The sequence below is a fragment of the Pseudomonas sp. D1-1 genome (genome assembly GCF_051132225.1).
Classification (GTDB): domain Bacteria; phylum Pseudomonadota; class Gammaproteobacteria; order Pseudomonadales; family Pseudomonadaceae; genus Aquipseudomonas.
In genome coordinates, this window is record NZ_CP071676.1 from 322,976 (window position 1) to 334,861 (window position 11,886).

At 59.5% G+C, this 11,886-nt stretch carries 11 protein-coding genes; 9 read left to right on the top strand and 2 right to left on the bottom strand.

Annotated features, from left to right (window positions below):
• The first annotated feature begins 116 nt into the window (after nucleotides 1-116).
• The 5 genes from J3P86_RS01355 to J3P86_RS01375 all read left to right on the top strand — a co-directional run bounded on the left by J3P86_RS01355 (nucleotide 117) and on the right by J3P86_RS01375 (nucleotide 7,295).
• Nucleotides 117-3,029 (top strand): aminotransferase, encoded by a 2,913-nt coding sequence (locus J3P86_RS01355; RefSeq protein ID WP_434699276.1) that lies wholly within the window; start codon nucleotides 117-119, stop codon nucleotides 3,027-3,029.
• Nucleotides 3,030-3,278: 249 nt separating this feature from the next.
• Nucleotides 3,279-4,157 carry an N-carbamoylputrescine amidase gene (aguB, locus tag J3P86_RS01360; RefSeq protein ID WP_434654109.1) on the top strand — a complete coding sequence of 293 codons (879 nt, stop codon included), beginning with the start codon at nucleotides 3,279-3,281 and terminating at the stop codon, nucleotides 4,155-4,157.
• 3 nt (nucleotides 4,158-4,160) lie between these two features.
• Nucleotides 4,161-5,267, top strand: a complete 1,107-nt coding sequence (gene aguA / locus J3P86_RS01365; RefSeq protein WP_434699277.1) for an agmatine deiminase — start codon at nucleotides 4,161-4,163, stop codon at nucleotides 5,265-5,267.
• A gap of 244 nt (nucleotides 5,268-5,511) precedes the next feature.
• A complete protein-coding gene (locus J3P86_RS01370; RefSeq protein WP_305497506.1) occupies nucleotides 5,512-5,712 on the top strand; it encodes a hypothetical protein in 201 nt (66 codons plus the stop codon).
• Nucleotides 5,713-6,008: 296 nt separating this feature from the next.
• Nucleotides 6,009-7,295, top strand: coding sequence for an OprD family porin (locus tag J3P86_RS01375; protein ID WP_434626543.1), 1,287 nt, complete (start codon nucleotides 6,009-6,011; stop codon nucleotides 7,293-7,295).
• A 118-nt stretch (nucleotides 7,296-7,413) separates the two neighbouring features.
• Here the strand turns inward: J3P86_RS01375 and J3P86_RS01380 are convergent, their stop codons facing one another.
• Nucleotides 7,414-8,160: a DUF4123 domain-containing protein gene (locus tag J3P86_RS01380; RefSeq protein WP_434699278.1), complete on the bottom strand. Its 747-nt coding sequence runs from the start codon at nucleotides 8,158-8,160 to the stop codon at nucleotides 7,414-7,416.
• Between the two features lie 402 nt (nucleotides 8,161-8,562).
• Here J3P86_RS01380 and J3P86_RS01385 point away from each other — a divergent pair, with 402 nt between their 5' ends.
• From J3P86_RS01385 to J3P86_RS01400, 4 genes are read left to right on the top strand one after another with little or no spacing between them, the layout of a single operon-like run.
• The gene (locus J3P86_RS01385) at nucleotides 8,563-9,309 is read left to right on the top strand and encodes a 2OG-Fe dioxygenase family protein (RefSeq protein ID WP_434699279.1); all 747 of its coding nucleotides are present in this window, start codon (nucleotides 8,563-8,565) and stop codon (nucleotides 9,307-9,309) included.
• 13 nt (nucleotides 9,310-9,322) lie between these two features.
• Entirely contained in the window at nucleotides 9,323-9,760 is a 438-nt protein-coding gene (locus J3P86_RS01390) for a GNAT family N-acetyltransferase (RefSeq protein WP_434574309.1), read from the top strand.
• On the top strand, nucleotides 9,757-10,470 hold the full coding sequence (locus J3P86_RS01395) for an AzlC family ABC transporter permease (protein ID WP_305497501.1): 714 nt from the start codon (nucleotides 9,757-9,759) through the stop codon (nucleotides 10,468-10,470). The genes J3P86_RS01390 and J3P86_RS01395 overlap by 4 nt, the downstream gene beginning before the upstream one ends.
• A complete protein-coding gene (locus tag J3P86_RS01400) occupies nucleotides 10,449-10,766 on the top strand; it encodes an AzlD domain-containing protein (protein WP_305497500.1) in 318 nt (105 codons plus the stop codon). The genes J3P86_RS01395 and J3P86_RS01400 overlap by 22 nt, the downstream gene beginning before the upstream one ends.
• Here J3P86_RS01400 and J3P86_RS01405 read toward each other — a convergent pair.
• Entirely contained in the window at nucleotides 10,683-11,606 is a 924-nt protein-coding gene (locus J3P86_RS01405) for a LysR family transcriptional regulator (RefSeq protein ID WP_305497499.1), read from the bottom strand. The two genes, J3P86_RS01400 and J3P86_RS01405, sit on opposite strands and share 84 nt — an antisense overlap.
• Between the last annotated feature and the right edge of the window lie 280 nt (nucleotides 11,607-11,886).

Consider the following 11,886-nt stretch of genomic DNA (forward strand, 5'->3'; position numbering starts at 1 on the left):
CCCATTCTTGCCCAAAGCAGCGAGCGGCGCGAGCCCCGAGTCAAAGAGGGGGTTGCTTATCCAACGACTCAGTGGCGAGATAGGCATCCAACCAAAACCACCCCAGGGGTCGTTGTATGCCACTCGCCACGTTGGTTCACCGTGCCAGTTTGCCAAGCCCACAGATCAGCGCCGAACAGGCACTGGTACTGCTGCGCTCGAATTACGGACTCAGCGGTGACCTGCGACCCCTTGGCAGTCATCAGGACCTCAACTACCGCGTCGACAGCGAGCGCGGGCGGTTCGTGCTGAAAATCTGCCATGGCGACTACGCCGTCCAGGAGCTCCAGGCCCAACATGCCGCGCTCAAGCAGTTGGCCGGGCACGGCGCGGTGAAGGTGCCGCGGGTGATCGAGGCCGCCAATGGCCAGGACCTGCTGACGCTAGATGTCCACGGGCAAGCGATACACATGCGCCTGCTCGAATACATCGACGGCCAGTCCCTCACCCAACTCAAACACCTCACGCCTGATCTGGTGACTGGGCTGGGCCGCCTGTGCGCCGACATGGACCTGGCCCTGGCCACGTTCGACCACCCGGGCCTGGAGCGAACCCTGCAATGGGACGCGCGCCACGCGCCAGCCTTGATCGAACACCTGTTGCCTGTCATCGACGATGACCAACGGCGTCAGTTGATCGCCGACGTCGCACAGCAGGCCGAACGGCGCTTGCAGCCGCTCAAGGCCAGCCTGCCTATGCAGGCGATCCACATGGACATCACCGATGACAACGTGGTCTGGCAACGCGATGCGCAGCGCCAATGGCAACTGCAGGGCGTCATCGATTTCGGCGACCTGATCCGCACCTGGCGTGTCAGCGATCTGTCGGTCACCTGCGCGGCGCTGTTGCATCATGCCGATGCAGATCCGTTTTTCGTCCTTCCGGCGATCAAGGCCTATCACGCGGTCAATCCGTTGCAGCGTGAAGAGCTCCAGGCGCTTTGGCCGTTGATCGTGGCCCGCGCCGCTGTGCTGGTACTTAGCGGAGAGCAACAGGTCGCTGTCGACCCGGATAACCAATATGCTCGCGACAACCTCAGGCATGAATGGGAGATCTTCAACGTCGCCCATTCCGTGCCGCTTGAGTTGATGGAAGCGGCGATCCTTGCCGCCGTGGGCCATAGCCTGCCGCCCTTTGCCAACGAGGGTTTCGCACCGCTGTTGCCGACTTTGGTGGGACGTGATTTCGCCCTGATCGACCTGGGTGTGCTCAGCCCGCATTTCGAGGCGGGCAATTGGGAGCAGCCGGGGATCGATCAGCGCCTGCTGAGCGAAGCCGCCGCCGTGCATGGATTGGCGGCCAGCCGTTACGGGCAGTATCGGTTGTCCCGCACCCGGCCGGACAGTGCCGAAGAGCCCGATACTTATCCGCTCCATGTGGAACTGCACATTCCTCACGGTACGCCGCTGGAGTCGCCCTTCGCCGGGGTGTTGCACAGGGATGCTGACGGCTTGCTGCGGCTCGATGGCCCGCAATTGAGCGTGCGTTTGTGGGGCGTTTCCTCGTCGCTGCAGCCCGGGGCCGCGCTGGCAAAGGGTCAGGTAGTGGGCGACGTGGCTGGGCCATTGCTGGTCCAGCTGTGCCGGGGCGCGCATCTGGCCCCGCCATTGTTCTGCACACCGTCCCGGGCGCAGGCCTGGCAAGCGCTCTGCCCATCACCCGCGGTGCTGTTGGGGCTGGCTTGCGATGCCGAGCCGGAAATCGATCCGCAGGCGCTGCTGGCCCGTCGCGATGCCAGTTTTGCCCGTTCGCAGAAGCACTACTACGTCGACCCGCCGCGCATCGAGCGTGGCTGGCGCAACCATCTGATCGACATGCAGGGCCGCTCGTACCTCGACATGCTCAACAATGTCGCGGTGCTGGGCCATGGCCATCCGCGCATGGCGGCGGTCGCGGCCAGACAGTGGTCGCTGCTTAATACCAACTCGCGTTTTCACTACGCGGCGATCGCCGAGTTTTCCGAACGCCTGCTGGCACTGGCGCCGTCGAACATGGACCGGGTGTTCCTGGTCAACAGCGGCACCGAAGCCAACGACCTGGCGATCCGCCTGGCCTGGGCCTACAGCGGCGGGCGCGACATGCTCAGCGTGCTGGAGGCCTATCACGGCTGGTCGGTGGCGGCCGATGCGGTCTCGACGTCCATTGCCGACAATCCCCAGGCCCTTAGCAGCCGTCCGGACTGGGTGCACCCGGTGACGGCGCCGAACACCTATCGTGGTGAATTCCGCGGTGTCGACAGTGCGCCGGACTACGTGCGCAGCGTCGAGCACAACCTGGCAAAAATCGCTGAACAGAAACGTCAGCTCGCCGGCTTCATCTGCGAGCCGGTATATGGCAATGCCGGCGGCATCGCGCTGCCACCGGGGTACCTGAAACAGGTCTACGCCTTGGTGCGCGAGCGCGGTGGTGTCTGTATCGCCGACGAGGTGCAAGTCGGCTACGGGCGCATGGGCGAGTTTTTCTGGGGCTTCGAGGAGCAAGGCGTGGTGCCGGACATCATCACCATGGCCAAGGGCATGGGCAACGGTCAGCCGTTGGGGGCCGTCATCACCCGCCGGGAAATCGCCGAGGCGCTGGAAGCCGAGGGATATTTTTTCTCTTCCGCCGGCGGCAGCCCGGTCAGTTGCCAGATCGGCATGGCCGTGCTGGACGTCATGGAGGAAGAAAACCTGTGGGAAAACGCCCGGGTCGTTGGCGGACATTTCAAGGCCCGCCTGGAAGCGCTGATCGACCAGTATCCATTGGTCGGAGCGGTGCATGGCTCCGGGTTCTACCTGGGCGTGGAGCTGATCCGCAATCGCGACACCCTCGAACCGGCCACCGAGGAAACCACCGCGCTGTGCAATCGCCTGCGGGAGTTGGGCATCTTCATGCAGCCGACTGGTGATTACCTGAACATCCTCAAGATCAAGCCACCGATGGTCACCAGTCGCCAGAGCGTGGACTTCTTCGTCGACATGCTGGCAAAAGCCCTGGAGGAGGGGGTGTAGTTTATCCGGCACAGCACGCTGTTTTTCCTGTGGGAGCGAGCCTGCTCGCGAAAGCGGTGGATCAGTCAACGTCAATGTTGAATGTTCCCCTCTTCGCGAGCAGGCTCGCTCCCACAGGTTTATTGGGTGTTAATTCGATTTTTGTCGGTATTTTTATGAGCGTTTCCTATGTTTATGGTTTTTTACGCTTTGAAAGCCGATTTTTATCGGCTATAAAGGCGTTACTGTCCATCGCCTGGGAGATGATTCATGAGTCGTATCGTTACCGTAGCCGCCACGCAAATGGCCTGTTCCTGGGATCTCGAAGCCAACATCGAGACCGCTGAAAAGCTGGTCCGCCAGGCCGCTGCCCAAGGCGCGCAGGTCATCCTTATCCAGGAATTGTTCGAGACGCCGTACTTCTGCCAGAAGCCGAACCCGGATTATTTGCAGTTGGCGACTCCGGTCGACGAGAACGTCGCCATCAAGCACTTCCAGAAAATCGCCGAAGAACTGCAGGTCGTGCTGCCGATCAGTTTTTTTGAACGGGCCGGGCGTGCGCGTTTCAATAGCATTGCGATCATCGACGCCGACGGTCGCAACCTGGGCATCTACCGCAAGAGCCACATCCCGGACGGTCCTGGCTACCATGAGAAGTATTATTTCAACCCTGGCGATACCGGCTTCAAGGTGTGGAATACCCGCTATGCGAAAATCGGCGTAGGCATCTGCTGGGACCAATGGTTTCCGGAGTGCGCCCGCAGCATGGCGTTGCAAGGTGCGGAAATTCTGTTTTACCCGACCGCCATCGGCAGCGAACCGCACGACAAGACTATTTCATCGCGCGATCATTGGCAGCGTGTACAACAGGGCCATGCCGGCGCCAACCTGATGCCGCTGGTCGCCAGCAATCGCATCGGCAACGAAGAGCAGGATGGCTATGACATCACGTTCTACGGCTCCTCGTTCATCGCCAATCAGTTCGGTGAAAAAGTCCAGGAATTGAACGAGACCGAAGAAGGCGTGCTGGTACACAGCTTCGACCTCGACGAACTGGAACACATTCGCAGTGCCTGGGGCACTTTCCGTGATCGGCGCCCGAACCTGTACGGCGTGATCAAAACTCTCGACGGCTCACTGGAGTCCTGAATCATGACAACTTTGCACAGCACTCCGCGCGCGGACGGTTTTTACATGCCTGCCGAGTGGGCGCCCCAGACTCAGGTCTGGATGATCTGGCCCGAGCGCCCGGATAACTGGCGCCTGGGCGGCAAGCCCGCGCAGGCCGCTCATGTGGCGGTTGCCAAGGCCATCGCCCGTTTCGAGCCGGTTACCGTGGCGGTATCCACCGCCCAATACGAAAACGCTCGGGCGCGGCTCGATGTGCCGAATATCCGCCTGGTGGAAATGTCCAGCGACGACGCCTGGGTCCGGGACACAGGCCCGACGTTCGTGATCAACAACAACGGCGAAGTGCGCGGTGTCGATTGGGACTTCAATTCCTGGGGCGGCTTCGAGGGTGGCTTGTATTCCCCATGGAACCGGGACTCGCTGGTGGCCGGCAAGATTCTCGAAATCGAGCGCAGCCCGCGCTACCGCACCGAGGGCTTCGTCCTCGAAGGTGGTTCGATCCATGTCGATGGCGAAGGCACGTTGATCACCACCGAGGAATGCCTGCTCAACCACAATCGCAACCCGCACCTGAACCGCCAGGAAATCGAGGCGGTGCTCAGTGCCCAATTGGCGGTGGACAAGATCATCTGGCTGCCCGATGGCCTGTTCAATGACGAAACCGACGGCCACGTGGATAACTTCTGCTGCTACGTGCGCCCTGGTGAAGTGCTGCTGGCCTGGACCGACGACCCGCAGGACCCGAACTACGCCCGCTGCCACGCGGCGATGGATGTGCTGCAAAACAGCACCGACGCCAAGGGCCGCTCGTTCACGGTGCATAAAATGCCGATTCCCGGGCCGCTGTATGCCACCGAAGAAGAATGCGCCGGGGTGGACGTGGTACACGGCTCACAGGAGCGCAAACCTGGCGAGCGTCTGGCCGGCTCTTATGTGAACTTCCTGATCGTCAATGGCGGCATCATCGCCCCGAGTTTCGACGATCCACTGGACAGCACGGCCAGGCAAATCCTGCAGGACCTGTTTCCCCAGCACGAAGTCATCATGGTGCCTGGGCGAGAGCTGTTACTGGGGGGCGGAAATATCCATTGTCTTACCCAACAGCAACCTGCCGCGCACACAAAATGAGTGGGGACGTAACAGCCCGGTGACTTCAATCGCAGCGGCTCTACACCGGTGCTTTTGGATCCATCCTGGCAAGCCCGCGCCCCCATTGGGGCGCGGGCTTTTTTGTGCGCGGTTCGTCGGCGAGCCGTTTACCTTGGCATAGCTCTTGTATCGACATCCGTGCAGTTCTGGGGAGTGGAGCTGCGTTGTTTTGTCATAAACCTTGGATAAATTGGCCGCTCATCAACCAGGAGAGGGCGCTGGAATGAATATGATAAGCGAGCGCACATGCCATCCCTTGGCCGTAAATGGTGAGTCGCTTCAAGCGTTGGCGCAGTGGTTGAAGTCCAATGGCACGCGTCAGATCAGAGAACCTGATCCGCGCCGGATGATCATCGAGCGCTACCCCGTTGGCCTGTTCAGCGAGGCGGAGCTGGAAGCGTTGTGGGATGTCATGCAGGGATAGAATTCGAAGGATTGATAAAAAGCGCTGGCCGAAAGGCTGGCGCTTTTTTTGTGGGCGTGCTTTTTCGCCTGATTACCGAAGATTCACGAAATTGACACGGACTTCAGGGCGCGACTAGGATTCGCCCCACGCCTGTGGCCAACAGCCATGACTCTTAAATAATAAAAAGGCCCGACACGCTCAATCCGTGGCCGGGCCTTTTCATTATTTCCAGGAGCAAGAGTCCGAAAAAGAGCGCAAAGCGCCATTTCGGTTGCCGGTTACGGTGCGTATCAACCCGTACAAGGAAAATAATCATGTTGAACAAACGCTTTACGTTGCTAGCACTGGGGATTTTGAGCACAACACACGCCATGGCCAGCGATCAGTCCGAGTCCAATGGGTTCGTCGAAGACAGCAGCCTGAAAGTCCTGTTGCGCAACGCCTACATCAACCGCGACTACAAGGACGGCAACAAGGACAAGGCCGAATGGGGCCAGGCCGCCATCGGTACGTTCTCGTCCGGCTTCACCCAAGGCACCGTGGGCGTAGGCGTGGATGCGTTCGGCTTGTATGCACTGCGTCTGGACGGCGGCAAGGGGCGCACCGGTGCACAAGGCATCGATTTCTTCAAGAAAGGCGACAGCGGCAACGCGGCCGATGATCTCTCCAAATTCGGCGCCGCGGTGAAATTCCGTGTCTCCAACACAGTGCTGGCCTACGGCGACCAGATGCCGGCCCTGCCAGTTTTGAACTACGATAATTCGCGCCTGCTGCCAGAAAGCTACACCGGCACGCTGATCACCTCCAAGGAGATCAAAGGGCTCGAATTGAACGCCGGCCGCTTCACCGCCGAGTCCCGTAAAAGCGCTGAAGGCCGTGACAGCGGTGGCTTGAAATCGATCAACGTACTCGGCGGCAGCTACCAGTTCACCGAGCAATTCAAGGCTTCGCTCTACGCATCGGATGTCGAGGACGTATTGAAGAAGCAATACGTGAACGCCAATTACGTGTTCCCGTTGGCCAAGGACCAATCCCTCACCTTGGACTTCAACGGCTATCGCACCAAGCTGGACGACAGCTATGTTCGCGAAAACGGCGTCACTGGTGACGACAACAAAATCTGGAGCCTGGCGGCAACTTTCGCCACCGGCCCGCACAGCTTCACGCTCGCCCACCAGCGCAGCACCGGCGACAGCAACCTGGGCTACGCCTACGGCGGCTATCAACGTGATCAGAATCGTGTCGGCGACGGTGGTAACACCATCTATCTGGCTAACTCCTACTGGTCCGACTTCAACGCCGAAGACGAACGCAGTTGGCAGCTGGGCTACGGCCTGGACTTCACCACGTTCGGTGTACCGGGCCTGACCTACAACGTGGCCTATGTGCGGGGCGACAACATCACCACCTCCACCAGTGAAGGCGGCACCGAGCGCGAGATCTTCAACCAGTTCAAATACGTGGTCCAGAGCGGCCCGGCCAAGGACCTGAGCGTACGCTTGCGCAGCTCGGTCCTGCGCGTGTCGCAGAAATCCAGTGAGTACAACGTCAGCGGTAATGAGCTGCGGGTGTTTGTGGATTATCCGATTAACGTTTTTTGATGATTCACACTGTTTGAAACGCGTCTCGACCGGGTTCGGGACGCGCTTCGCCTGAAGAAGAATGCCGTTGTCTCCTGGCGAGAGGACGGCGTTTCTTCCCATACCCTTTTTGACAGCATCAGCCTTGTTCCAGGATAAGGTCCTCGAGCAGCGCATCGCGCAGGTTTTGCGAAGCATCCACCCGGCTGACGAAACGGGAAATTTTCTGCTTCAGATTGTTTTCTGACCAAGCGGCGTGAACACCTGGATGCTCTTCTTCCAGCCATTGCAGCAGAAGGCCGACGTGCATGGACCCGTTCTCGTCCGGCAACATGTCGAGCACCTCCTGTGGAATGTCCCACCATGGCCAGTCCCTGACAGCCGGAACTTTTCTTGAACCGATCTCCAAGGCCTTGCCGTTTATCAGGTATCGATCGAACGTCGGCAACACCTGCCCGGCCGCCGCGCCGAGCTTTTCAAGCAGCGGATAAATGAACCGCCCATCCCAGAACCGGAAAAACACCGGGTTCCCGTCCGGCATCCGCACTTGCGTCAAGCTGCGCAGATGCGCCAGTACCTCGCCGGGTTCGCAGCGGGATACGGCCAGCCAGCCCCAATCGAGGGTCTCGTTTTCAGCGATCCATGGCAGGAACGCCGAGTCGGGTTCGAGCTGGGTGACATAGGGCATCACCGCTTGCCAGGCGGCGTAGGGGGTGTCGCTCCAGATGGGCAGCAATGGATGAGCGAGAACTGAAGTGCGAAGGGCTTGCAGCGCATCGGCTTCGCTCGCCGCGCTGATGATCAGGTACAGGTGTTCGTTTTCCTGCAACGGCTGTTGCGCCAGCCATGTCCTGGGGTCGAGGGGCGTGAACGCCGATGGCGCCATGAGGCTCTCCTTGCCGAAAGGTGGTGTCGGAACCGGGATTTGTCCCGGAGCCGCACGTCTATCAAGGAATGAGCCAGGTAATTGGGAACGCCCGCAAGCCGGCGGCTCCAGAGATTTCCAGGAATGCTTCAGGCGGGCTGGGCAGGGTTTTTCACAGAAAAATGCCTAACGGATTGCGTTGTGCTGCGTCGGTTTTTGCGCATTCAGGGCAGCGGCAATGTTTTCACCAGCGCTCGCTTTAAAAAGGTCCTCTTGAGGGTGATCTTCATGGCAAAAAGTCGCACTAATGAAATTTTTTGCACCGTTTCAAGCGCGGCTTGAAATGCCTCAAATACTTTCTCATGGACGGAAATCCTGCACCTAATAGATTAGTCCGCTCATTGCAGTGGAGACCTGAGAAAAATGATCGTTCTGAACAGGGAAGTGGGCGAAGCGCTAAGGCGTGACAAATACGTCAACGTCCGCGGTGGTGACTTCAATCTCTACGGTCATTTCGGCGACTTTGTCCGGCTGACCAAAAGCTGGGAAAACATGGAGCCCGACAGCTATTACGGTCAGGCCGAGTCCGGCATGCGTTTCCGTCGCTATAGCGATTTCGAATACAGCCCAGCAACCCGTGAGCTCAAGCAACTCGAGCACCGGGCCTATGTCCAGTCCAAGGCCAACAACAGCTATGTCGGCGGGCTGGAGCGGCACTTCCAGGATTTCTCCAACGAAGTGATCAATTCGCCGGTCATGCGCAGCCTGATCGACACGGACTTCGAGGTGTACAAGAACGTCCTCCCGCAGGAATTGCACGATGAGATCTGGCAGTGCCAGATCCACCAGATCCGTATCGAGATCAAGCCGGGCAAGCAATTGGAAATCACCCCCGAGGGCATCCATTGCGATGGGTATCCGTTCAGCGGCGTGCACTTCTGGGGCCGCAACAATGTGGCGGGCGCTGAAAGCCGTCTCTACAGTCCCCAGGAAGAGCAACTGGCGGCGACCACCTACGAGGACATCCTCGACACGACGTTCTTCCTTGATCGCGACATGCGCCATTACGTGACCCCTGCCCGCAACACCCATAGCCATGAAATGGCTTTCAGGCAGATTCTGGCGATTTCCTTTTCGCGGCCCGGGACCGCTTTCGACATTGTTCGCTGAACAGCTCGAACCCATGGATGAGTCGGCGCAGCAGGTCCTGCTGCGCCGGGCCATGGTCAGGGACGCCGAACGACTGGAGCAGTTTTTTCGCGGTTTTGCCGAAGTGTCATTCTGCGAATGGCAGGATGCCCGGTTCCTGCGTGGGGTGTTGCTGCAGGAAACCACCACAGCCTACCTGGCCTTCGATGCGACGGGTGACGTCGTCGGCGCGGTCATCGGCGGTATGCTTGGCACTCGCGGCACCATCAATCACCTGGCCGTCAGCCCAAGGCATCGCACTCAAGGCCTGGGCCAGCGGCTGGTAGAGGCGGCATCGGCCGACATGAAGCGGGTTGGCGTGCTGCGCATGTTTCTGTTCGTCGACGAAGCCAATCTGGCCGGCAAGCGTTTCTGGGCGGCCCAAGGGTTCTGCGAACCCCGGGGTGAAATCACTTTCGAGAGGGATTTATGAACAAGACTTCCAGCCAGCCGCTGGCGGTCGAACCACAAGCCTCGCGAACCTTTGCTGAAGCCAGTCCGGTGGTAGCGGGTTATTTCACGGTTTCGTTTGTGTTCGGTCTGATGGCGGTCAACGCCGGCTTGCCTTTGTGGCTGCCAGTTGCGATGTGCCTGTTCGTGTACGCGGGAGCTTCACAATTCGCCGCGCTGGCATTGATTTCCAGCGGGGCCTCCTTGACCACCATCGTGCTGACGACATTCCTGATCAATGCCCGTCACATGCTGATGTCTGTCTATATGGCCAAGGCTTTGCGAGCACTGGGGCTTAGCCGCTTCGAGCGCTGGTGCTACGCGTCGGGGCTCACCGATGAGTCGTTCGCTTTCCACAGCGTCAAGCTCGGCAGCGGGGCGCCGGTAAGCGTGCGCTACCTGATCGGTTTCAACCTCTTCTGCCACACGTCTTGGGTGCTGGGCGGTTTGCTGGGGGCTGTCTGTGCCCAATACGCCGCGCACCTGATCAAGTATCAGCTCGATTACGCCCTGACCGCGATGATGCTCTATGTGCTGGTTTCGCTGTGCAACACCCGTAACAAACTGATCGCGGCGCTGGCGGCCGTGGCCTGCATGGGCGCGCTGAGCCTGCTGGGCAGTTCGCCGTTCAACGTATTCATTGCCACGTTTTTTGGCTGCGGGGTGGGCGTATGCCTGACCAAACGTTCCTGATCCTGGTTGTGGTCCTGATGATGGCCGTGACCTTCCTGCCCCGGGCCTTGCCGCTGCAGGTCAACACCGAAAACTGGCCACCCTTCGTTGCCCGTGCACTGGAATACCTGCCGGTGGCGATCGTCGCTGCGATCACCCTGACGCCGTTGTTGATCAAGGACCAGCAGATACAGCTCGACCGTCCAGAGTTCTACGCCGCGATTCCGACCCTGCTATGTGCGTATTTCAGCCGCAACCTGTTTCTCAGTGTGGCGGTGGGCACGGCGGCGTATATCGCGCTCGGTTCGTTCCTGTAGCGTCAGGTCCACCACATCATGCAGCGCCTGGTCCGAAAGCTCAGGGTTGTTTACCGCCAGGCGTACCTCCAGGAAGTCCTCGAAATCCGGGAAGATAGCCAAGCCGTTGCGCAGCGCCGCGTCCCGGGAGACAAGGCCCAAACCGTCGAGCTGGGTAATCAACGACAGCGTCAGGGTTTCGCTGCAGGAATAGACCATTCGCTGGCTTGGCCCGTATTCACCGAGACCGGCATCGAGGAAGCGCAGGAAACTGCGCGAATAAGGGCATTCCTCGGCCGGACGCACTTGGAACCGGTCACCCAGCAGGCCCAGGGAATCATCTTCTTCGCCACAATGAGCGCCGACCACGCGTACCTGGACATCCGGCATCGCGATGCTGGTAAATCCGCTCGGCTGTCCGACCAGGATCGCCAGGTCAAAATGCTCGTTCTTGAGCTTGCTCAGGTTCTCCATCGATTCGGCGTAGCTGAACTCCAGCTGATACTGGGGGAAAACGGCGATCAGGCGTTCGATCATCCGTCGATTGAATTCCGCCGGCAGCGTCGTGTTGAGCGCTACCTTGAGGGTACGTCGCCTGGGCGTCTTGAGCGCCGCGACTTTTTCCTCCAGCTGCCGGGTGGCCGCCAGGACCTGATCCATGAAGGGCGTCAGTTCCGAGCCCTGGCTGGTCAATGCGAGGCCTTTGTTCGAGCGGCGGAACAACCGAAACCCGAATTGTTCTTCGACCTTGTTCAATTGTGCCGCCAATGCCTGCACCGTCAGGCACGACTGCTCCGCCGCAGCCGACAACGAGCCGGTCTGCACGATGCGCATGAGGTTGCGTAAGGTTCTGCTATCCATGGGGTAATGCCCTCTGCTTAAGTGGGCTCGCTATTATTTGGCACCTGGCCAGGGTCTGCCGGTGCGATGCTGGCTATCATCAAGCACCTTGCCACGGTTGTCGCGGTTTTGTGGCGAAAAGCTCCGGCAGGCGATGATTGGAGCTTATGCGCGATTCTGATTTTTTGCTGGTGCTGTGTATAGGCCGAAACATCTGCGGGTAAATCCAGACTTCCTGGTCCTCAATCTATTCGCTTGCGAATTAAAACTTAATTTTTATCCGTTTATGTATTAGTCTTTA